We start from the raw sequence: 21283 nt of genomic DNA on the forward strand, positions 1-21283 counted from the left end.
GGGTGACCGAAGAAGCATGCCGGCATGCTCGCCGTCCGCGTCCACCCTCCGCTCCGGTCGTCCACAGCCCCTGCTTCTCCGCGGAGAAGCGGACCGCTTCTCCGCGGAAAAGCAGGTCGAGGGCGGGGCGCTACCCCTCCAGGAGGTGGCGGACGGCGGGGAGGAGCGGCCGGTCGGCGGCGATCCACTCGACGTCGTCCAGCTCGTCGGCCCCGACCCAGCGCAGCGCGGCGTGCTCGTGGGCGGCCGGCTCCCCCGACACCACGCGCGCCGACCACACCCGCATGGTCGAGGCACCCCGAGGCCCACCGGCGACGACGCCGTCGAGCGGCACCTCGCCGAGGAACTCGCCCGGCTCGATGACGACGCCGAGCTCCTCCGCGCACTCGCGCACCAGGGCCGCGAGATCGCTCTCGCCCGGCTCGACCTTGCCGCCGGGGAACTCCCAGCAGCCGTCGTAGGGCCCGCCGGACCGCTGGGCGACCAGCACGCGGTCGCCGTCGACCAGCGCCGCGCCCACCACCTGGACGACGTCCTCCGCGCGGGCGGCCGCCGCGGCGGCGTACCCGTCCAGGTGCGCGGTCATGGCCCGCTCCAGCCGACGGCGCAGCCGCCGGTCGGCCAGCCGGCCGAGCGGGCCGGGCCGGCCGCCGCCCACCTCGATCCGCTCGTCGACCAGCGTGCCGTCGGCGGTGGCGGTGAACCGGCGCGAGTGGGTGACCGGGCGCGGGGCGGAGGGCGCCGCGGCGTAGAGGTCGGAGAACGGCCGGACCGACGCCACCTCCTCCAGCGGCGCCGGCCACGGGCGGCCGAGGGCGCGGGCGACGTCGAACGCGACGGTCAGCGGCGCCTCCACCAAGGTGGTGAAACGCAGGCGCAGCACGCAGCCACTCTGGCAGACCACGGCAGGATGACCCCCGTGCGCATCAACGCCCGGGTCGACTACGCCCTCCGAGCCGTCGTCGAGCTGGCCGCCGCCGCGCCGGACTCGATGACCGCCGACGCCATCGCCACCGCCCAGGGGATCCCCAGCCGCTTCCTCCAGGCCATCCTCACCGACCTGCAGCGGGCCCGGCTCGTGACCAGCCAGCGCGGCCGGGACGGCGGCTACCGCCTGGCGCTGCCGGCGGCGGAGATCTCGATCGCGCGGGTCATGCGCATCGAGCAGGGCTTCCTCGCCGAGGTCCACGGCCAGCGCCCGGAGGACGTGACCTACCCCGGTGCCGCCGCCGAGCTGGCGAAGGTCTGGGTCGCCGCACGCGAGGCCTACCGCCGGGTGCTCGAGGGGGTCACCGTCGCCGACGTCGTCAGCGGCGAGCTGCCCGCCCACGCGGCCGAGCTGGTCGCCATGGACGAGGCCTGGCGGTCGTTCGGCAGCTCCACCGGCGGCTGAGCCCTCCGACGCGGTGCGCGACACTGGCGCCATGCCCGCAGCTCCGCGTCCCGGCGTCACCGTCTTCCTGACCGGCCTCTCCGGCGCCGGCAAGTCCACGATCGCCGATGCGCTGGTCGCCGGGCTGGAGGGCGAGGGGCGCCCGGTCACCGTGCTCGACGGCGACGTCGTCCGCACCCACCTCTCCAGCGAGCTGGACTTCAGCAAGGAGCACCGCGACCTCAACATCCGCCGCATCGGCTGGGTCGCCGGCGAGGTGGTCAAGCACGGCGGCACGGTCGTCGTCGCCGCGATCGCGCCGTACGAAGAGGCGCGCGAGCAGGCCCGGGCCCTGGTCGAGCAGCACGGCCGCTTCGTCCTGGTGCACCTATCCACGCCGCTGGAGGTGTGCGAGGAGCGCGACGTCAAGGGTCTCTACGCCAAGGCGCGATCCGGCGAGATCCCGGTGTTCACCGGCGTCAGCGACCCCTACGAGCCCCCGGTGGCGCCGGAGGTCGTCGTCGACACCTCGGTGACCCCGCTGGCCGAGTCGGTGGCCCGCATCCGCGCCGCCATGGACGGCGGGATGTGAGGCGCTCCACGCCTACCGGTCGGTGAGCTGTGGCACCATCACAGGCGTGAATGGCGGCGGAGTGCTCCTCGTCGCGCGCCTGCACGTCGATCTCGCGCGCGTCTCCAGCGCCACCTGTTCCGCCTCGCGCTGACCCAGGCCCCTCCCGCGCAGCATCTCTGCGCACCGAACCGGCAGCGCTCTCCCCGACCACGGCCGGCCGCCGTGCCGGGAGCAGGCGCAGGAAGAAGTACCGAGACGTGACGACCCCCACCCGCACGAGCAACCGCCCCAAGCGCGGCGAGGGCCAGTGGGCTCTGGGCTACCGGGAGCCGCTCAACCCCAACGAGCGGATGAAGAAGGACTCCGACGGTCTCGAGGTGCAGCAGCGCATCCTCGACATCTACTCGAAGACCGGCTTCGCGGGCATCGACCCCGGTGACCTCCGCGGCCGGATGCGCTGGATGGGCCTCTACACGCAGCGCGCCCAGGGCATCCCCGGCGGCAAGACCGCCGTGCTGGAACCCGAGGAGCTCGAGGACTCGTACTTCATGATGCGGGTCCGCATCGACAGCGGTCAGCTCAGCAGCGACGCCTTGCGGGTCATCGGCGGCATCAGCACCGAGTTCGGCCGCGACGTCGCCGACGTCACCGACCGGCAGAACGTGCAGTACCACTGGATCCGCATCGAGGACGTGCCGGAGATCTGGCGGCGTCTGGAGTCGGTGGGCCTGAGCACCATGGAGGCCTGCGGCGACGTGCCGCGCGTCATGCTCGGCTGCCCGCTCGCCGGGATCCTCGAGGACGAGGTCCTCGACGCCACCGACGTCATCGCGCAGACCGTCGAGAAGTACGTCGGCAGCCCGGAGTTCAGCAACCTGCCGCGCAAGTGGAAGACGTCGATGTCCGGCTGCGTCGACCACTGCACCGAGCCCGAGATCGACGACGTCTCGCTCGTGGGCGTCGTGAACGAGGCCGGCGAGGCCGGCTACGACCTCTGGGTCGGCGGCGGCCTGTCCACCAACCCGATGTTCGCCCAGCGGGTCGGCGTCTTCGTGCGGCCCGAGGAGGTCACCGAGGTCTGGGCGGCCTGCACCTCGGTGTTCCGCGACTACGGCTACCGCCGCCAGCGCAACCGCGCCCGGATCAAGTTCCTCATGGCCGACTGGGGCCCGGAGAAGTTCCGCCAGGTGCTGCAGGACGAGTACCTGCACCGCGCGCTGCCCGACGGCCCGGCGCCCGCGCCGGCCAAGCACGACCAGCGCGACCACGTCGGCGTCTCGCGGCAGAAGGACGGCGCCAACGCCGTCGGCTTCGCGCTGCGCACCGGCCGGATCAGCGGCTCGCTGCTCACCACCATCGCCGACCTGGCCGACGAGTACGGCCAGGGCCGCATCCGGACGACGACGCAGCAGAAGCTGGTCATCCTCGACGTGCCCGACGAGAAGGTGGAGGCGCTGATCGCCGCCCTCGCGGAGCACGACCTGCAGGTGCGGCCCAGCGCGTTCCGCCGCGGCACCATGGCCTGCACCGGTCTGGAGTTCTGCAAGCTGGCGATCGTCGAGACCAAGCAGCACGCGCAGGACCTCTACGCGGAGCTGGAGAAGCGGCTGCCGGACTTCGACGTGCCGATCGGCATCAACGTCAACGGCTGCCCGAACAGCTGCGCCCGGTTCCAGACCGCCGACATCGGCTTCAAGGGCTCGATGGTCAAGGACGACAACGGCGAGATGGTCGAGGGCTTCCAGGTGCACCTGGGCGGCCACCTCGGCGTCGAGGCGACCTTCGGCCGCAAGTTCCGCGGCCACAAGGTGACCAAGGCCGAGACCGCCGACTACTGCGAGCGGGTGCTGCGCGGCTTCCTGGAGCGCCGCACCGAGGGCGAGTCCTTCGCCCACTACGTCTCACGGGCCGAGGAGGCCTGGCTGCTGTGAGCGACGAGGCGGACGCGGGCGCGGGAAGGACCCGGCAGCTGCCGGTGTTCCACTGCCCGTACTGCGGGGACGAGGACCTCTCCCCGTACGAGGGCGACACGGCCTCGGGCTGGCGGTGCAGCGCCTGCCTGCGGGCGTTCTCCGTCCGCCTGATCGGAACGGGAGTGCAGCAGGGATGACGACCGCCATCGCAGCCACACCGGAACTGGCCGCCGAGGCCGACGCGCGCTTCGGCGCGATCGCCGACCCGGTCGAGCAGGCGCTGGCCGCGCTGCAGTGGGCCGGTGAGACCTTCGGCGACCGGTTCGCCATCACCTCGTCGATGGCCGACGGCCTGCTGGCGCACCTGGCCAGCCGCGCCATCCCCGGCGTGCACGTCATCTTCCTGGACACCGGCTTCCACTTCGCCGAGACGATCGGCACCCGTGACTGGATCACCGGCGTGCTGCCGGTGACGCTGGTCAACGTGACCGCGCCGCAGACCCCCGCGGAGCAGGAGCTCTCCTTCGGCCCGAAGCTCTACGAGCGCGACCCGGACCTGTGCTGCTCGCTGCGGAAGGTCCAGCCGCTGGCCGAGACGCTGTCGGGCTACACCGCCTGGGGCTCGGGCGTCCGGCGTGACGAGTCGGCGACCCGCGCGGACACCCGGCTGGTCGACTGGGACGCCAAGCGCGGCATGGTCAAGGTCAACCCGATCGCGGCCTGGACGCAGGCGGACGTGGACGCCTACATCGCCGAGCACCAGGTGCCGGTGAACCCGCTGTTCGAGCTCGGCTACGGCTCGATCGGCTGCGCGCCCTGCACCCGTCCGGTCGCGCCCGGCGAGGACCCCCGCGCCGGCCGCTGGGCGGGCTCCACGAAGACCGAGTGCGGCCTGCACACCTGACGCAGGACCACGCCCCTCCCCACGACGTGCTCCGCACGCCGCGGGCCCCTGGGCCGTGGCCGTCCCGACCGGAAGAATGCCGGCATGCCCCGCCCGCCGCGCCTCGCCCCTGACGCGGTCGCTCGCGCGCTCGCCGACCTGCCGCTGTGGTCCGGTGACGCCGACGGGCTGCGGCGCACCGTCGAGCTGCCGAGCTTCCGGGACGCCGTCGCAGCGATCGTGGCCATCGCCGACGTCGCCGAGGAGCTCGACCACCACCCCGACGTCGACCTCCGGTGGCGCACCCTGCACCTGACGCTGGTCAGCCACTCCGAGGGCGGGTTGAGCGAGCTCGACCTCGCGCTGGCCCGCCGGATCGACGCGCTGCTGCCCTGACCCGGGCCGGGGCGCCGCGGATCAATCAGTAGCCGACAGCGGCCGCCCCGTGCTGGGCCTGCTCCGGGGTGAAGCCCTCGTACTGCAACTGCTCGATCAGGCCCTGCCGGGAGAAGGACGAGTACCTGAGGTAGGCCTGCGCCTCGCCACGCGCGTTGGCGAGGCCCGGATTGACTTCCGGCTGGGCCTGCGGCGCCGGGGCAGGGACGGGTGCGGCATTCGGCGCCGGCGTGCGCGAGGGGACGGGGGTGCGGGTGGGGGTGGGTGCTGGTGCCGGTGCAGCCAGCGCCTCCTCGCGAGCCACGAGGTCGGCCTCCCGCTGGTCCAGCTCGGCTGCCCGGGACTCCATCTCCTCCTCGGTCGCCCGCATGCTCTCGTCCGCGTCGCGCTCGGCCTCGCGGGCGGCGTCCCGCGCCTCCCGCTCGGCGGCGACGACGTCGGCCTCACGGTCCGCGAGCCGCTCCTCCAGCGCCTGGTACTCCGCAGTGCCCTCGGGTTCGGTGTGGCCGGCCAGGAAGCCGATGCTCGCGCCCACCAGGAGTGCCGCGGCGGCGAGCCCCCACGACGCGAGGCCCCGACGTCGCCCCCGGGACGGCAGCGGGCTGGGGGCGAGGGCCTGTTCCTGCTGGTCCCACGACCCGTTCTCGTACGGCTGCATCCCGCTCTCCGCTCAGTAGTGGAACCGGACGGTAGCGATTGCGCGGCAGACGTCGGTGGTGTGGACACCCGGCCAGGTGTGGCCCGGTGACCAGGCGGGCTGCTGTTCCGCGGAGAAGCGGCCTGCCTTTCCGCGGAGAAGCAGGGTCAGGCGGTGACGGGCAGGACCAGCAGGCGGAACAGCCGGTCGGCCTCGGCCTCGGGGTCCGCGGTGAGCCCGGTGTGCACGGGGCCGGGCTGGATGACGGTGCTCCGCGGGGCGGTGAGCCAGCGGAACCGGGAGCCCAGCGCCTCCCGGCCGGCCGCGCCGGCGCCCGGGTCGGCGGCGCACACGTCGCCGGCGGCCTGCAGCGCGCGCTCGATCGCCGCGGCGTCGGCCGTGGGGTCCAGCGCGCGCAACCGGTCGCGGTCCAGGTGGATGCGCGCACCGAGGTAGTCGCGCTGGCGGCAGTAGACGAGGACCCCGGCGTTGAGGAACTCCCCCCGCTCGACGCGCGGGACCACCCGCAGCACCGCGTACTCGAAGGTCTCCCGGCTCATCGCTGGGTGATCCCTTCCGGCGGTGGTGGACCGAGCCAGGACGGACGGTTCTCCCCGCGCGGCGCCCGGCGGCGGCCCCCTCCCCCGGCCTCCGCGGCGGCGACCAGCCCGGGCAGCCAGGAGTCGCGCGCGGCCAGCCGCGCCAGCAGCTGCTCGGCGTAGCGAGCGCGCAGCTCGTCCGCCGGATCGCCCTCCAGCCACTCGTCGGGCACCAGCGCGAGCACACCGTCGAGCAGCTCGCGGGTGACGAGCGGCGCCAGCGCCGCGTCGGCAGCCGGCACGTCGGGCGCGCACTCGAGCAGCGCGTGCGCCGAGGCGTCGTAGGGCCGCGCGACGGCGGCCGGCGCGCCCGGCCAGTGGTGGTGGAAGGTCAGCGCGGCGCCGTGGTCGATCAGCTGGAGCCGACCGTGCCAGAAGAGCATGTTCGGGTTCCGCCAGGAGCGGTCGACGTTGCCGATGAGCGCGTCGAACCACAGCACCCGGCCGGCCAGCCCGCCGTCGACGCCGTCCGCACCGGCCTCGAAGTCCAGCGCCCCCGGCAGGTAGTCCAGGCCGAGGTTGGTCCCCGCCGAGCGCTGCAGCAGGTCCTGCACCTCGGGGTCGGGCTCCCCCACCGCGAGCTCCGGCGCGACGTCGACGGTGACCAGCGCGGGCACGGGCAGGCCGAGCGCGCGGGCCAGCTCGCCGCAGACCACCTCGGCCACCAGCACGTTGACGCCCTGCCCGGCGGCCCGCCACTTCACGACGTAGGTGCCGAGGTCGTCGGCCTCCATGAGCCCCGGCAGGGAGCCACCCTCGCGCAGCGGGGTGACGTAGCGGGTGGCGGTGACGGCGGCGAGCACAGTGCCGGCGACCCTACCGGGACGCCCGCCGCCAGTAGCCGGACATCAGCTCGTGCGACCAGGCCGGCTGCCGGACCTCCCCGCGCGGGCCGAACTCGGCCAGGTACGGCTTGACGTCCAGCACCGGCGTGCCGTCGATCGCGTCCAGCGCCTGCACGGTCAGCGTGAGCCCCTCCACCCCGAGCAGCCGGCACACGCTGACGCCGATGCGGTTGGGCCGGCCCTTCGCCCGCTGCGCGAAGATGCCTACGCGCGGCCAGTCCGGGTTGCCGCGCGGGTGGCGCGCGCCGGTCTCGACGCCGGCGGGGTCCACGCGGTCGAACACGTACACCACCTCGACGTGCGAGAACTCGGCCAGCCCGTCGAGGACGTCGGGTGCGAACCGCTCCGGGTCCAGCGTCACGGTCGCCGTCACCGCGTCCCAGTCGTCGTCCAGCGGCTCGGTCCGCGGCGAGGCGACGCGGCCGATGGGAGTCATCTCCATGCCGGGCAGCCTGCCAGGCGGCCCCGCGGCCGGACCCCGGCCGGCGCCGCGGGAGACTGGGCCGCGACGAGCGGAGGTGGGGATGGGGCTGTTCCGGGCGACCGACCCCGCGTCCCTGCGCGACGCGCCGTTCAGCTACCCCGAGGTCGGCGCGACCGGTGAGGCCGGGCTGCCGGACGGTTACCGGCGCGCGACGTACTCGTCGGTGGTCGGCTCGGGGCGGGCGGACTTCGAGCGCGCCACGGCCGCCGTCTTCGACTGGCGGGCCCAGCGCAGCGTCGGCTTCGTCGTCCGCGCCGACGGCCCCGCGACGCGGCCCGGCACCGTCGTCGTCCTCACCGCCGGGCCGGCGCGGTTCGGCTACGAGCTGCCGTGCCGGGTGGTCGAGGCGCGCACCGAGGGCGACGAGCGCGGCTTCTCCTACGGCACGCTGGCCGGGCACCCGGAGAGCGGCGAGGAGCGGTTCACCGTGCGGCTGCTGCCCGGCGGCGACGTCGTGTACGAGATCCGGGTGTTCTTCCGGCTGGCCGGTCGCGCCGCCCGGCTGGCCTCCCCGCTGAGCCTGCTGCTGCAGCGGCTGGGCACCGCCCGGTACGTCGCCGCGATCGGGCGGGCCGCGCGCGGCTAGCTAGACGTCGCGCCGCTCGTGCAGCACGGCGCCCACCACCCAGGCGCCTCCGGCCCAGGCCGCCACGACGGCCATCCCGACCGGCCAGGTCGTCGGCACCGAGAAGAAGGCGTCCTGCCCCACGCGCAGCATCGGCAGCGCCTGGCTGGCCCGCTCGGCCCACCGCGGTCCGGAGAGCGCGAGCACCGGCGGCAGCACGAGCACCAGCGCCGTCCCCACCCCGACGGCGCCGGCGGTGGAGCGCAGCACCGCCCCGAGGGCCACGCCGAGCACCCCCACCAGCCCGGTCGCCGCGACCTGCAGGCCGAGCGTGCGCAGCACCTCCGCGTCCCCGGGCTGCACCCCGCCGGGGACGGCGGTGAGGGTGCGGGCGGCGAGGAAGCAGGCGGCGGCCAGCACCATGCCGAGCAGCAGGCACCACCCGGCGACCACGGCGGTCTTGGCCAGCAGCAGCCGCGTGCGCCGCGGCACCGCGGTCAGCGTGGCCACCGCGCTGCCGGACGCGAACTCCGCCGTCACGGTGAGCACGCCGACGACGAGGAGGGCGAGCTGCCCGACGCCGAACCCGACGAGCGCCGTCTGGACGGCGACCGCGGGCCGCTCGGCGGTGTCGGTGCCGGCCGCCGCGAGCGCCCCGCCCGCACCCACGACGACGGCGAACACCGCCGTGGCCCACCAGGTCGAGCGCACCGACCACAGCTTGGTCCACTCGCTGCTCACCACCGCGGAGAACGGGATGCCCCGGCTCACAGCGCGACCGCCCGGTACTCAACCTCGTCGCCGGTGAGCGCCAGGTAGGCCGCCTCGAGCGAGGCGGTGACCCGGGTCAGCTCGTGCACGCGGACACCGGAGAGGAAGGCGACGTCGCCGACCTGGTCGGTGTCCAGCCCCTCGACGTGCAGCGAGCCGTCGATCTGCAGCTCGATGGTCGCCCCGGCGCGCTGCAGCGCCGCGGCCAGCACCGGCGCCTGCGGGCTGCGCACCCGGACGGCGGAGTGCGCGCCCAGCAGGTCGGCCATCGGGACGTCGGCCAGCAACCGGCCGCGCCCCAGGACGACGAGGTGGTCGGCGGTGTCCTCCATCTCGCTCATCAGGTGGCTGGAGACCAGCACCGTGCGCCCCTCGTCGGCGAGGTCGCGCAGCAGCTCGCGCACCCACCGGATGCCCTCGGGGTCCAGGCCGTTGACCGGCTCGTCGAGCAGCAGCACGTCCGGGTCGCCCAGCAGCGCCGCCGCGATGCCCAGCCGCTGACCCATGCCGAGGGAGAAGCCGCGCACCCGGTCGTGCGCGACGGCATTCAGCCCGACCAGCTCGAGGACGTCGTCGACCCGGTACGAGGGCAGGCCGTTGCTGCGGGCCAGCGAGAGCAGGTGCGCGTGGGCGGTGCGCCCGGGGTGACGGGCCCGCGGGTCGATCAGCGCGCCCACCCGCCGCATCGGGTGCGCCAGCTCGCGGTAGGGGCGGCCCAGCACCCGCGTGGCCCCGGAGGTGGGACGGGTGAGCCCGAGGACGCAGCGCATCGTCGTCGTCTTGCCCGAGCCGTTCGGCCCGAGGAAGCCGGTGACCCGACCGGGGTGGACGGTGACGGTGAGGTCGGAGACGGCGGCCCGGGAGCGGTACTCCTTGGTGAGCGCCTCGACCTCGATCACGGGCGACAGCATGGCCAGCGCGCCCCCTCCCGCGGAAGAGGCGCGCCCTCACCGACCGGCGCCGGCGTCCCGCCGCTCGCGCTGGATCAGGTCCTTGCTGCGCACCAGCCGCAGCAGGGTGACCACGCCCAGGCCGCCGGCCATGTTGAGCAGGGTCGTGTACCAGAACCAGGCCAGCCAGTCGCCGTAGCCGACGGGCCCGCCGGCGTGGATGCCGCCGAAGATGATCAGCGAGTCGAGGATCGAGTGGAACAGCACGAGGCCGGCCAGGACGAAGGCGCCCGCCACGGCGGCCACGATCTTCCCGCCCTCGGTGTCGGCGCCGTGCTGCATGCGGGTCATGAGCGTGATGACGCTGCCGGCCAGGAACGCCAGGCAGACCGCCCGCAGGTCCAGCGGCGCGTCGACGAAGGCGAGGGAGGACTCCACCGCCGTCGCCCCGATCTCGGGCAGCGCGTGGACCACCACCCACATCACCAGCCAGCCGCCGACCAGGTTGGCCACGAGCGTACCCGCCCACAGCCTGGCCAGCTGGGCGGCGCCCGCCCGGCCGGAGACGACGGCGGTCACCGGCACCAGGAAGCCCTCGGTGAACAGCTCGCTGCGGGCCAGCAGCAGGGCGATGAAGCCGATGCTGAACGCCACGCCGGCCAGCAGGTGGCTCCCGGTCTCGGCGTAGACGGCCAGCAGGGCGATCACGCCGACGCCCACCTCGAGCCCGCCGGCCAGCCCGGTGGTGAGCACCTCCCGCCAGGTGCGGTGCAGCCGCTGGGCGCCTTCGCTGACGATCCGGTCGAAGGCCTGGGCGAGCTCGTCCTCCTCCGGCGCGTCGGTCTCCCCGAGCTCGGAGCGTGCCTGGTCGGTGGCCACGGGGTCCCCTCTCCTGCCGCGGCGGGAGCCACGGCGGGAAGCGGCTACCCCTGCCACCCCGCACCACACGTCGGGTCGCCGGGCGGGCGCCGGGCCAGCAGGATCGGCGTCCGTGGACCGCGACCTGCTCGAGTACGCCGTGGAGCTGGTCGAGGAGGCCGGCGGGGTGGCCGCCCGGCGGTTCGCCGAGGCGGCACCGGCCGGGAGCGCCGGCGCGACGACGCCGGTCGAGGTGGAGGTCGAGCAGCTCCTCCGCGCGCGGATCGCCGCCCGCTACCCGGACGACGCGGTGCTCGGGCACGCGGACCGCCCCACGGCGGGCACGACCGGGCGCCGCTGGGTGCTCGACCCGGTCAACGGCACCAGCCTGTTCGCCCAGCGGGTGCCGACGTTCGACGTGCTGCTCGCCGTGGAGGACGCCGAGGGGCCCGCCGTCGCGGTCGCCGGCTACCCGATGAGCGACGAGGTGCTCTACGCCGGGCGCGGGCTGGGGTGCTGGCACGCCGTCGCCGGCCGGCCGGTGCGCCGGGTGCGGGTCAACGAGCACGAGCGGCTGCGCGGCGCACTGGTCGAGATGCTCAACCCGCTGGCCTGGTCCGAGGAGCTGCTGCTGGCGCTGCACCGCACGGTGTACCTGCAGCCGTGGACCAAGGGCGACGTCGACCTCGCCACCGGGCTGGCCGACGCGCTGGTCATCGCCGGCCAGCCGATGGGCTACGACTACCTCGCCGTCCTGCCGCTGCTGGTCGGGGAGGCCGGCGGCCGGGTCACCGACCTGTCCGGCCGCGACGTCCTGACCGGCGACGGCACGGTGCTGGCCAGCAACGGCCGGCTGCACGACGCGCTGCTGGAGCTCGTCGCCGGGCTCCCGCACGGCCGCGACTTCGCCGCCCTCCGGCGCGACGGCTGACCCACCCGAGACCGCCGTCGCGGGCCCGGGCTGCGAAGGGCCGCGGCACGGGTCGGTCCGGCGCCGGATCCGGCACTGCCTGGTGTTGGATCGGGCCATGGGGCGAGCACTGCGTCAGGCGTCGGTCATGCTGCTGCTCGGAGCCGCCGTCGGACTGGCCGCAGCAGCCGTGTGGGCCGGCGTCGGTGACACCGCCTACCGGCGGACGGCGGGCATCGGTCTGATGGCCGTGGCAGGCCTCCTGGCGGTGACCGGCGGCGCCGCGGTGTCCCGCGCGTCCACCGCCCAGGCGCGCGCCTTCCTCGGGTGGGGCCCGGACCGCGAGGACCCCGACAGCGGCGACGGGCTCACCGCCGCCGGGGTCTTCCTGCTCGTGTCACTGCCGCTGCTGGTGGCGGGGCTCGTCGTGCACGGGTGACCGGCACCCAACGCCCTACCTGAGGAACGGCGCCCGCTTCAGCAGCTTCAGACCGGCGGTCATCACCGACGCGTACCTCTCCAGCGGCAGGCCGGGCACCGGGCCGATCGGCAGCCCGCGCTGCACGGCCACCGTCTGGGACTCGGTGTACTTGAGGATCCCCTCGCGACCGTGGCGGCGGCCGACGCCGGAGTCCTTCATCCCGCCCATGGGTGCGTCGTGCGAGGCCCAGGCCGCGGCGTAGGCCTCGTTGACGTTGACCGTGCCGGCCTGCACGCGGGTGGCGAGCTCCGCGCCGCGCGCCGGGGTGGTCCAGATGCTGGCGTTGAGGCCGTAGTCGGTGTCGTTGGCCCGGCGCACCGCCTCCTCGGCGTCGGCGACCCGCGCCACGGCCACCACCGGGCCGAAGGTCTCGTCCCGCGCCAGCGCCATCCCGTCGGTCACGCCCTCGAGCACGGTCGGCTCGTAGAACAGCGGGCCGAGGTCGGGCCGCGCCTTCCCGCCCGCGAGCACCCGCGCGCCCTTGGCCACGGCGTCGTCCACGTGCCGGGTGACGACGTCGAGCTGGTCGGCGCTGACCAGCGAACCCATGTCGGCGTCCCAGCCCAGGCCGGCGCCGAGCCTCATCGCCTCGACCCGCTCGGCGAACGCGGGCACGAACCGGTCGTAGACGGCGTCCTCGACGTACATCCGCTCCACGCTGATGCACAGCTGCCCGGAGTTGGAGAAGCAGGCGCGCACCGCGCCCTCGACGGCCTTGTCCAGGTCGGCGTCGGCCAGCACGATCATCGGGTTCTTGCCCCCGAGCTCGGCGGAGAAGCCGATCAGCCGGCGCGCGCACTGCTCGGCGACGATCCGCCCGGTCGCGGTGGAGCCGGTGAACATCAGGTACTCGACGCCCTCGATCAGCGGCGCGCCCAGCACCTTGCCGGCACCGGTGACCACCTGGAACAGGTCCCGCGGCAGGCCTGCCTCGAACAAGAGCTCGACGGCGATCAGCGCGGTGAAGGGCGTCTGCGCGTCGGGCTTGAGCACGATGCCGTTGCCGGCCAGCAGCGCGGGGATCGCATCGGACACCGCCAGCGTCAGCGGGTAGTTCCAGGGGCTGATCACGCCGACCAGGCCCTTGGGGTGGTGGTGCTCGACGGTGCGGGTGAGCACCGGCAGCGCCCCCTGCCGCCGGGTCGGGCGCAGGTGCTTCGGCGCTGTGTTCGCGTAGTACCGCGCGGTCATCGCGACGTCGGCCAGCTCCTCGAAGGCGCTGACCCGGTTCTTGCCGGTCTCGACCTGGGTGACGTCGAGGATCTGCTCCTGCCGCTCCAGGACGAGGTCGTGGTACCGCATCATCACCGCGCGCCGCTCGGCCAGCGGCCGCGCCGCCCACTCGACCTGCGCGGCCCGCGCCCGGCGCTGCGCCTCGGCGACGTCCTCGGCGGTGCACGTGGGCACCTCGCCGACCAGCGCCCCGTCGAACGGTGCGTGCGAGGCCTGGCGGGGGCGCCCGGGCGCGGCGGTGACCAGGGCGGCCAGTCGGCCGACCAGGGCGGGGTCCAGCGGACCGGAGGTGGCGGTGCCCGTCGGGGTGAGCTCGGCGGTCGTCATCCCGCCTTCCTACCGTGACCGCGGGACTCAGGCAGTTCCACCGCTGGGGCCGAAGCGCTCCACCCGGATCGACGCCGCCGGCCGGCCCGACGCCACGAGCAGCTGGGTGGCCGACTCCGCGAACGACGCCGAGCCGCAGACGAAGACGGTCTGGTCGGGCTCCCACAGCGGGAGCAGCTCCTCGGCGCGCAGCCGCCCGGCGGGCCGGATGCCGTACTGCTCGCGGGTGAGGACGACCAGCGCCCCGGCCGCGACCAGCTCGTCGGCGTAGGGCAGCCCGGCCAGGGTGCGGGCGGAGACGGCGATCCGCAGCAGGTCCTCCCGGCCGGTCGCGCGGGCGTGCCGCAGCATCGACACGAACGGGACGACGCCGAAGCCGCCGGCCACCAGCAGCGCGGGGGTCTCGCCGTCCCACACGAACCAGCCGCCGATGGGGCCGCGCACCTCGAGCTCGTCGCCGGGCTCGACGACGTCGGCCAGGTAGGTGGACACCTCGCCGTCGTCGAACCGCTCGACGAAGAGCTCGACCAGCGGGTCACCGGGCGGCGAGGCCACCGAGTACGAGCGCTGGGCGGTGTAGCCGTCCTCCGCGGTCAGCCGCACCACGTAGTGCTGTCCGGGCAGGTGGTCGACCCGGTCGTGGACGTCGAGCCGGAGCTGCACCGAGCGCTGCACCGGCCGCCGGACCCCCGACACCGTCGCCGTCCGCCACCCGCCGCTGGGAGCGTCTGCGACGCCCGCTCCCAGGACGGCCCCGTCCTCAATCACCCTGGTACCGCTGCTGGCGCCACGGGTCACCGAGGTCGTGGTAGCCGTTCTGCTCCCAGAAGCCCGGCTGGTCGCGGTGCAGCAGCGTGAGCTTGCTGATCCACTTCGCGCTCTTCCAGAAGTACAGGTGCGGCACGAGCAGGCGCACCGGCCCGCCGTGCTCGATCGGCAGCGGCTTGCCGTCGTACTCCCAGACGATCCACGCCTGACCGCCGGTGACGTGCTCCAGCGGCAGGTTGGTGGTGTAGCCGGTCTTGGACGTCGCCATGACGAAGCGCGCCTCGGCGGTCGGGCGGGCGGCCTCCAGCAGCGTGTCCACGCTGACCCCGGCGAACCAGGTGCCGAACTTCGACCAGGTCGTCACGCAGTGGATGTCGCCGCGGTACTCCGCACGGGGGAGGGCGTGCGCCTCGTCCCAGGTCCACGTCGTCGGCGTCCCGACCGCGCCGTCGACGGTGATCGACCAGGTCTCCGGGGCGATCCGGGGCGTCGGCTCGGCGGTGAGCACCGGCCAGTCGGACCCGGCGTCGTACTGGCCGGGGGGCAGGCGGGGGTCGCGGTCGCGACGGCGGCCCAGGAAGCCGCGGGTGGGTCCAGGCATGGGGTCACTCTCCCCCATCCGGGGCGGCCGCAGGCGGACCGGATCGGCCGGTGACGGAGGCGGTGAACAGCGGCCGGCGACCGGGTGGACCAGGCCCGACCCGCCAGTGAACGGCGTGTGCCCCGGTAAGGCAACCCTTACGAGAGGTGTGTCACGGCGCGGTGACGTGGTGGCCGGACCGGGAAGGTCCTAGCTTGGACGCCGTGGTGACGGTGACGGACTCGACTCAGCGCAGGACGCCGAAGGCGGCGAAGACCACCTCGGTCTTCAAGAAGGCCGTCATGGCGGTCAGCGGCATCATCCTGGTGCTCTACCTGATCGCGCACATGATCGGGAACCTCAAGGCCTTCTCCGGGCGCGAGGACTTCAACCACTACTCCGAGTGGCTGCGCACCATCGGCAACCCGGCCCTGCCGGGCGCGACCGCGCTGTGGATCATCCGGCTCGTCCTGCTGGCCGCCGTCGCCGCCCACATCTGGGCCGCCGTCTCGCTGTGGCGGCAGGCCAAGCGCGCCCGCCCGCAGGGCTACGTGACGAAGAAGGCCGTGGCCCAGTCCTACGCCTCCCGCACGATGCGCTGGGGCGGCGTGATCATCGCCGCCTTCGTCATCTGGCACCTGCTCGACCTCACCTGGGGCACGGTCAACAGCCAGGGCGACGCCACCCCCTACGACAAGCTGGTCGCCAGCTTCTCCAACCCGGTCTCCACCGCCTTCTACGCGATCGCGGTGATCCTGGTCGGCATGCACCTGCGGCACGGCATCTGGAGCGCCACCCAGACGCTGGGGCAGAGCAACCGCCGGCGCGAGCTCACGGTGAACTGGGCGGCCACCGGCATCGCCACGGTGCTGACCCTCGGCTTCCTGCTCGTGCCCTTCTCCGTCCTCTTCGGTCTGATCGACTAAGGATCCCGGAATGCCTCTCGAACTCTTCACCGAAGGCGACCCGATCGCCGACACCGCGGCGCCCACGGACGTCCCGATCGGCGAGCGCTGGAGCGAGCGCAAGTTCCGCGGGCGCCTGGTCAACCCGGCCAACCGCCGCAAGATGACGATCATCGTCGTCGGCACCGGTCTGGCCGGCGGCTCCGCGGCCGCGACGCTCGGCGAGGCCGGCTACAACGTGAAGTCCTTCTGGTACCAGGACAGCCCGCGCCGCGCGCACAGCGTCGCCGCGCAGGGCGGCATCAACGCCGCGAAGAACTACCGCAACGACGGCGACAGCGTGCACCGGCTGTTCTACGACACGGTCAAGGGCGGCGACTTCCGCGCCCGCGAGAACAACGTGCACCGCCTCGCCGAGGTCAGCGTCAACATCATCGACCAGGCGGTCGCGCAGGGCGTGCCCTTCGCCCGCGAGTACGGCGGCCTGCTCGACAACCGCTCCTTCGGTGGCACCCAGGTGTCGCGCACCTTCTACGCCCGCGGCCAGACGGGCCAGCAGCTGCTCTACGGCGCCTACCAGGCCCTCGAGCGGCAGATCGCGGCCGGCACCGTCGAGCAGAACGCCCGCACCGAGATGCTCGACCTGATCATCGTCGACGGGCGCGCCCGCGGCATCGTCGCCCGCGATTTGGTCACCGGCGAGATCAGCACGCACTTCGCCGACGCCGTCGTCCTGGCGACCGGCGGCTACAGCAACGTCTTCTACCTCTCCACCAACGCCAAGGGCTCGAACACCACGGCGATCTGGCGGGCGCACAAGCGGGGCGCGTACTTCGCCAACCCCTGCTACACGCAGATCCACCCGACCTGCATCCCGGTCAAGGGCGACTACCAGTCGAAGCTGACCCTGATGTCGGAGTCGCTGCGCAACGACGGCCGCGTGTGGGTGCCCAAGGAGCGGGGCGACGACCGCCCGGCCAACGACATCCCCGAGGCCGAGCGCGACTACTACCTCGAGCGGCTCTACCCCTCGTTCGGCAACCTGGTGCCCCGCGACATCGCCTCGCGCCAGGCGAAGAACGTGTGCGACGAGGGCCGCGGCGTCGGCCCCGGCGGGCTGGGGGTCTACCTCGACTTCGCCGAGGCGATCAAGCGCCTGGGCCGCCCGGCGGTCGAGGCCAAGTACGGCAACCTGTTCGACATGTACGCCCAGATCACGGGCGAGGACCCCTACGTGACGCCGATGCGGATCTTCCCGGCGGTGCACTACACGATGGGCGGCCTGTGGGTGGACTACGACCTCCAGTCGACGATCCCCGGCATGTTCGTGATCGGTGAGGCCAACTTCTCCGACCACGGCGCCAACCGCCTGGGGGCCAGCGCGCTCATGCAGGGCCTGGCCGACGGCTACTTCGTGCTCCCCTCGACGATCAGCAGCTACCTGGCCGACGGTCCGTTCGAGAAGGTGGACGAGTCTCACCCGGCCGCCGTCGAGGCGCTGCAGGGCGTCCAGCAGGAGGTGCAGAAGCTGCTGAGCATCAACGGCACCCGCACCCCGGCGTCCTTCCACCGCGAGCTCGGCCAGCTGATGTGGGACCTCTGCGGCATGGAGCGCACGGACGAGGGCCTGCGCAAGGCCATCGACCGCATCCGCGAGATCCGCCAGGAGTTCTGGAGCAACCTCAAGGTCACCGGCGACTGGCACTCGTTCAACCAGACGCTGGAGCACGCCGGCCGGGTCGCCGACTTCATCGAGCTCGGCGAGCTCATGTGCATCGACGCGCTGCACCGCCGCGAGAGCTGCGGCGGGCACTTCCGGGCGGAGAGCCAGACCCCCGACGGCGAGGCGCTGCGCGACGACGAGAACTTCGCCTACGTCGCGGCCTGGCAGTGGACGCCGGAGGGTCAGCCGCCGGTCCTCCACAAGGAAGACCTGAACTACGAGTACGTCCACCTCGCGCAGCGGAGCTACAAGTGACAGCGACCCACGAAGACACGATGCGCTCCAGCGTCGGCGACCCCGGTGCGGGCAAGCGCGGCATGAACCTCACGCTGCGCGTCTGGCGGCAGCAGGGCCCGACGGCCAAGGGGAAGATGGTGACCTACAAGGTCACCGACATCTCCCCCGACATGTCGTTCCTCGAGATGCTCGACGTGCTCAACGAGCAGCTGATCGTGCAGGGTGACGACCCGGTCGCCTTCGACCACGACTGCCGCGAGGGCATCTGCGGCATGTGCGGCGTCGTGATCAACGGCATGGCGCACGGCCCGCAGCAGACGACGACGTGCCAGCTGCACATGCGGTCGTTCAAGGACGGCGACACGATCGACGTCGAGCCGTGGCGCGCCACCGCCTTCCCGATCATCAAGGACCTCGCCGTCGACCGGCGCGCGCTGGACCGGATCATCCAGGCCGGCGGCTACATCAGCGTCCCGACCGGCACCGCGCCCGAGGCGCACGCCACCCCGGTGCCGAAGAAGGACGCCGACAACGCGTTCGACGCCGCGACCTGCATCGGCTGCGGCGCCTGCGTGGCGGCCTGCCCGAACGCCTCGTCGATGCTGTTCACCGCCGCCAAGGTCACCCACCTCGGCCTGCTCCCCCAGGGCCAGCCCGAGCGCAACGACCGCGTGGTCAACATGGTCGCCCAGCAGGACCGCGAGGGCTTCGGTGGCTGCACCAACATCGGCGAGTGCTCGGCCGCCTGCCCGAAGGGCATCTCGATGGAAACCATCTCCCGGCTGAACCACGACCTGCTCGGCGCCCTGCGCGCGGGGGCCCGCCCCAAGAGCTGAACGCCACATCGAGAGGCCCCCTCCGGAGCTCCGGAGGGGGCCTCTCGCGTTGCGGCGCCGGGGTCAGGGGCGCCGCGGTCCGGGGGGTCAGCCGATGGGGACGGCGGCCCGCTCGTCGAGCCAGGCCCACAGCGCCTCGGCCGGCAGCGGCCGGCTCAGGTGGTAACCCTGGACGACGTCGCAGCCGTGGAAGGTGAGCGCGTCGACCGTGGCCTGGTCCTCCGCGCCCTCGGCCACGAGCACCAGCCCGAGGGCGTGCGCGAGCTGCAGGGTCGACGTGACGATCGACTCGGCCCGGAGGCTGCCGGTCATCTCGCTGACGAAGGACCGGTCCAGCTTGAGCTCGGTGACCGGCAGCGCGGCGAGGTAGGCCAGGCTCGAGTAGCCGGTGCCGTAGTCGTCGATGGCCACGCCGACGCCGTCCTCCTGCAGCCGGCCGAGCACCCGCACCGCCCGCTCCCGGTCCTCCATGAGCAGGCTCTCGGTCACCTCGAGGACCAGGCAGCCGGCCGACAGCTCGTGCCGGGCCAGCAGCGCCCGCACCTGGTCGGGGAAGGCCTCGTCGACGAGGTTGGACGGGCTGACGTTGACCGCCACGGTCAGCAGCCGGCCGTGGTCGGACCAGGCACGGCACTGGGCCAGCGCCATGTCGACGACCCGGTTGGTCAGCTGCGCCATGAGGCCCGCGGACTCGGCGAGCTCGATGAAGGCGTCCGGGTAGAGCAGGCCACGGGTGGGGTGCTGCCAGCGGACGAGCGCCTCGACGCCGTCCACGGTGCCCGTCGCCAGGGAGAGCTTGGGCTGGTAGTGCAGGACCAGCTCGCCCTCCTCGATCGCGCGGCGCAGCTGGGCGACGTCCTCGAGCCGGTGGCGGCCGTGGCCGTCGCGCCGCTCGTCGTACACCGCGACGCCGGCGCGGGAGGTCTTGGCCGCGTACATGGCCAGGTCGGCCAGCTGCAGCAGCTCCACGGCGCTCAGCGACTCGTCCGGGCCGACGGCGACGCCGACGGTGGCGTCGACGCTCAGGCCCATCCCGTCGAGGACGAAGGGGCGCCGCAGCCGGGTGCGCAGGCGCTCGGCGAGCTGCCGGGCGCCCTCGGCGTCGAGGTCGTCGGCGAGGACGACGAACTCGTCCCCACCGAGTCGGGCCAGCACGTCACCGCTGCGCAGCTCGCCGCGCAGCCGCGGCCCCACCTGGGTCAGCAGCCCGTCGCCGACGGCGTGGCCGAGCGAGTCGTTGATCTCCTTGAACCGGTCCAGGTCCAGCACCAGGACGGCGGTCCGCACGCCGGCGGCCAGCCGGGCGTCCGCGGCCTCGAGTGCCTCGAACACCGAGCGCCGGTTGGGCAGCCCGGTCAGCTCGTCGGTGCGGGCCTGCCGGCGGCTGTCGGCCAGCGACCGGACGTCCCGGAAGCTCAGCGCGGTGCGGGCGAGGGCGGCGAGCACGGCGAGCAGCGCGAACAGGCCGGCGACCGGGTCACCGGTGGCGAGGTAGCCGAGGAAGAGCAGGCCCAGCGCGGTGACCGCGCAGGCCCCGGGGATGAGCAGGGCACCGCGGCCGTCGGTGCGCGCGGCCACGCGGCGGGGCGTGCGCTGGGTGGCGGCCATGCCGCAGCAGACGAAGGCCAGGCCCCACGCGATGTCCAGCGGGCCGCCGACGGTGTAGGTCCCGTGGGCCAGCTGCCAGGCGTAGGCGGTGTCGGTGCAGACGAACAGGGCGAGCGCGGCGGTCAGCCACCACCAGCCGGGTCCGGCACCGCGGCCGATCAGGACCAGGCCGCCGGCGATCAGGCTGAGCAGCAGCAGGTCGCCGATCGGGTAGAGCACCGCGACCACGACGACCAGCACGTCGCCGTCGGCGGACTGGAGCTGGGCGCCGATGCCGGCTGCCGCGGCGACCGCGGCAGCGGTGCAGCCGGTGACGACGCAGTCCAGCCAGGTGCTGGTCGTCACCCGGCGCACGCGGCCCCGGAGCAGCAGCAGGAAGGCGGCGAAGGCCAGCGGGAAGAAGCCGAGGAACGCGACGTCGGACCACGGGAGGGCGGGCTGCGCGTCGAGCTCCCGGTAGTGGAACTCGTAGGCGGCCGCTCCGCCGAGGTAGGAGGCCACGGCGGCGGCGAAGCACCACCAGGAGGCGCGGTCGGCCCGCGTCCCGGCGCCGCGCACCACGAGGACCAGCACCAGCCCGGCGAGGAAGAAGAGCTTGCCCTGCGCGGCCAGCAGCTCGCCGACGGCGTCGGCACCGAGGGCGACCGCGCTCAGCGCGACGACCCAGATGCCCACCAGGACGGCGGCGAGCGCGCGCACCACGCGCAGCGACCGCTCGTCGTCGCGCGCCTCGTCGATGACGTCCGAACGGACGTCCGGCTGACCCTGCTGCATGACCCCCCATCGGCTGCCGGCCGGGTGATCTGGAGCACGGCGCCGGCGCTGCCGGGTGCGCCCTCACCCTGCGGGGGGACGGCCGGGCCGCACTCCGCATACCGCGCACCCGGC

The 21283-nt window shown here is 73.9% G+C and carries 25 protein-coding genes; 13 read left to right on the plus strand and 12 right to left on the minus strand.

All coding sequences use genetic code 11. From position 1 onward, the window contains the following. Positions 1-130 precede the first annotated feature (130 nt). Positions 131-883 carry a (deoxy)nucleoside triphosphate pyrophosphohydrolase gene (locus tag ACI79H_RS00730; protein ID WP_456552451.1) on the minus strand — a complete coding sequence of 251 codons (753 nt, stop codon included), beginning with the start codon at positions 881-883 and terminating at the stop codon, positions 131-133. A gap of 27 nt (positions 884-910) precedes the next feature. Here ACI79H_RS00730 and ACI79H_RS00735 point away from each other — a divergent pair, with 27 nt between their 5' ends. From ACI79H_RS00735 to ACI79H_RS00765, 7 genes are all read left to right on the plus strand, one after another. Next, the gene (locus tag ACI79H_RS00735; RefSeq protein ID WP_456552452.1) at positions 911-1393 is read left to right on the plus strand and encodes an RrF2 family transcriptional regulator; all 483 of its coding nucleotides are present in this window, start codon (positions 911-913) and stop codon (positions 1391-1393) included. Between the two features lie 31 nt (positions 1394-1424). Then, positions 1425-1964 (plus strand): adenylyl-sulfate kinase, encoded by a 540-nt coding sequence (gene cysC / locus ACI79H_RS00740; RefSeq protein WP_456552453.1) that lies wholly within the window; start codon positions 1425-1427, stop codon positions 1962-1964. A 61-nt stretch (positions 1965-2025) separates the two neighbouring features. Further along, a complete protein-coding gene (locus ACI79H_RS00745; protein WP_456553100.1) occupies positions 2026-2097 on the plus strand; it encodes a putative leader peptide in 72 nt (23 codons plus the stop codon). A gap of 106 nt (positions 2098-2203) precedes the next feature. Further along, the gene (locus tag ACI79H_RS00750; protein WP_456552454.1) at positions 2204-3877 is read left to right on the plus strand and encodes a nitrite/sulfite reductase; all 1674 of its coding nucleotides are present in this window, start codon (positions 2204-2206) and stop codon (positions 3875-3877) included. Continuing rightward, complete coding sequence (locus ACI79H_RS00755; RefSeq protein WP_456552455.1) at positions 3874-4056, plus strand: hypothetical protein; 183 nt, start codon at positions 3874-3876, stop codon at positions 4054-4056. The genes ACI79H_RS00750 and ACI79H_RS00755 overlap by 4 nt, the downstream gene beginning before the upstream one ends. Next, positions 4053-4763: a phosphoadenylyl-sulfate reductase gene (locus tag ACI79H_RS00760; protein WP_456552456.1), complete on the plus strand. Its 711-nt coding sequence runs from the start codon at positions 4053-4055 to the stop codon at positions 4761-4763. The genes ACI79H_RS00755 and ACI79H_RS00760 overlap by 4 nt, the downstream gene beginning before the upstream one ends. A gap of 84 nt (positions 4764-4847) precedes the next feature. Then, the gene (locus ACI79H_RS00765; protein ID WP_456552457.1) at positions 4848-5138 is read left to right on the plus strand and encodes a 4a-hydroxytetrahydrobiopterin dehydratase; all 291 of its coding nucleotides are present in this window, start codon (positions 4848-4850) and stop codon (positions 5136-5138) included. A 25-nt stretch (positions 5139-5163) separates the two neighbouring features. On the opposite strand, the gene ACI79H_RS00770 is transcribed toward ACI79H_RS00765, so the two are convergent. The 4 genes from ACI79H_RS00770 to ACI79H_RS00785 form a co-directional block, all read right to left on the minus strand. Continuing rightward, positions 5164-5796: an Ltp family lipoprotein gene (locus ACI79H_RS00770; RefSeq protein ID WP_456552458.1), complete on the minus strand. Its 633-nt coding sequence runs from the start codon at positions 5794-5796 to the stop codon at positions 5164-5166. Between the two features lie 146 nt (positions 5797-5942). Further along, entirely contained in the window at positions 5943-6335 is a 393-nt protein-coding gene (locus ACI79H_RS00775; protein WP_456552459.1) for a DUF3037 domain-containing protein, read from the minus strand. Continuing rightward, positions 6332-7177, minus strand: coding sequence for a HipA family kinase (locus ACI79H_RS00780; protein ID WP_456552460.1), 846 nt, complete (start codon positions 7175-7177; stop codon positions 6332-6334). The genes ACI79H_RS00775 and ACI79H_RS00780 overlap by 4 nt, the downstream gene beginning before the upstream one ends. Positions 7178-7190: 13 nt before the next feature. Beyond that, complete coding sequence (locus ACI79H_RS00785; protein ID WP_456552461.1) at positions 7191-7661, minus strand: SAM-dependent methyltransferase; 471 nt, start codon at positions 7659-7661, stop codon at positions 7191-7193. An 82-nt stretch (positions 7662-7743) separates the two neighbouring features. Here ACI79H_RS00785 and ACI79H_RS00790 point away from each other — a divergent pair, with 82 nt between their 5' ends. Next, a complete protein-coding gene (locus ACI79H_RS00790) occupies positions 7744-8289 on the plus strand; it encodes a DUF1990 family protein (RefSeq protein ID WP_456552462.1) in 546 nt (181 codons plus the stop codon). Here the strand turns inward: ACI79H_RS00790 and ACI79H_RS00795 are convergent, their stop codons facing one another. From ACI79H_RS00795 to ACI79H_RS00805, 3 genes are read right to left on the minus strand one after another with little or no spacing between them, the layout of a single operon-like run. After that, a complete protein-coding gene (locus tag ACI79H_RS00795; RefSeq protein WP_456552463.1) occupies positions 8290-9039 on the minus strand; it encodes a hypothetical protein in 750 nt (249 codons plus the stop codon). Continuing rightward, positions 9036-9938 (minus strand): ATP-binding cassette domain-containing protein, encoded by a 903-nt coding sequence (locus ACI79H_RS00800; protein ID WP_456552464.1) that lies wholly within the window; start codon positions 9936-9938, stop codon positions 9036-9038. Before ACI79H_RS00800 ends, ACI79H_RS00795 begins: the two co-directional genes overlap by 4 nt. A gap of 48 nt (positions 9939-9986) precedes the next feature. Further along, positions 9987-10808, minus strand: coding sequence for a formate/nitrite transporter family protein (locus ACI79H_RS00805; protein WP_456552465.1), 822 nt, complete (start codon positions 10806-10808; stop codon positions 9987-9989). Positions 10809-10920: 112 nt separating this feature from the next. Between ACI79H_RS00805 and ACI79H_RS00810 the strand changes: the two genes are divergently transcribed. Further along, positions 10921-11718, plus strand: a complete 798-nt coding sequence (locus ACI79H_RS00810) for an inositol monophosphatase family protein (RefSeq protein WP_456552466.1) — start codon at positions 10921-10923, stop codon at positions 11716-11718. A gap of 97 nt (positions 11719-11815) precedes the next feature. After that, on the plus strand, positions 11816-12136 hold the full coding sequence (locus tag ACI79H_RS00815) for a hypothetical protein (protein ID WP_456552467.1): 321 nt from the start codon (positions 11816-11818) through the stop codon (positions 12134-12136). A 15-nt stretch (positions 12137-12151) separates the two neighbouring features. On the opposite strand, the gene ACI79H_RS00820 is transcribed toward ACI79H_RS00815, so the two are convergent. The 3 genes from ACI79H_RS00820 to ACI79H_RS00830 all read right to left on the minus strand — a co-directional run bounded on the left by ACI79H_RS00820 (position 12152) and on the right by ACI79H_RS00830 (position 15107). Continuing rightward, positions 12152-13738 carry a succinic semialdehyde dehydrogenase gene (locus ACI79H_RS00820; protein WP_456552468.1) on the minus strand — a complete coding sequence of 529 codons (1587 nt, stop codon included), beginning with the start codon at positions 13736-13738 and terminating at the stop codon, positions 12152-12154. Between the two features lie 27 nt (positions 13739-13765). Beyond that, a complete protein-coding gene (locus tag ACI79H_RS00825) occupies positions 13766-14413 on the minus strand; it encodes an FAD-binding oxidoreductase (protein ID WP_456552469.1) in 648 nt (215 codons plus the stop codon). Positions 14414-14498: 85 nt separating this feature from the next. Further along, complete coding sequence (locus ACI79H_RS00830; RefSeq protein WP_456552470.1) at positions 14499-15107, minus strand: molybdopterin-dependent oxidoreductase; 609 nt, start codon at positions 15105-15107, stop codon at positions 14499-14501. A gap of 212 nt (positions 15108-15319) precedes the next feature. Between ACI79H_RS00830 and ACI79H_RS00835 the strand changes: the two genes are divergently transcribed. Genes ACI79H_RS00835 through ACI79H_RS00845 form a run of 3 tightly spaced genes read left to right on the plus strand, consistent with a single transcriptional unit; the run spans position 15320 to position 18787 of the window. Beyond that, positions 15320-16012, plus strand: a complete 693-nt coding sequence (locus ACI79H_RS00835; protein WP_456552471.1) for a succinate dehydrogenase cytochrome b subunit — start codon at positions 15320-15322, stop codon at positions 16010-16012. 10 nt (positions 16013-16022) lie between these two features. Beyond that, a complete protein-coding gene (locus ACI79H_RS00840) occupies positions 16023-17969 on the plus strand; it encodes a fumarate reductase/succinate dehydrogenase flavoprotein subunit (protein ID WP_456552472.1) in 1947 nt (648 codons plus the stop codon). Between the two features lie 20 nt (positions 17970-17989). After that, entirely contained in the window at positions 17990-18787 is a 798-nt protein-coding gene (locus ACI79H_RS00845) for a succinate dehydrogenase/fumarate reductase iron-sulfur subunit (RefSeq protein WP_456552473.1), read from the plus strand. An 87-nt stretch (positions 18788-18874) separates the two neighbouring features. Here the strand turns inward: ACI79H_RS00845 and ACI79H_RS00850 are convergent, their stop codons facing one another. Then, positions 18875-21169 (minus strand): putative bifunctional diguanylate cyclase/phosphodiesterase, encoded by a 2295-nt coding sequence (locus ACI79H_RS00850; protein WP_456552474.1) that lies wholly within the window; start codon positions 21167-21169, stop codon positions 18875-18877. Positions 21170-21283: the final 114 nt, after the last annotated feature.

Source organism: Blastococcus sp. SYSU D01042, assembly GCF_054050515.1.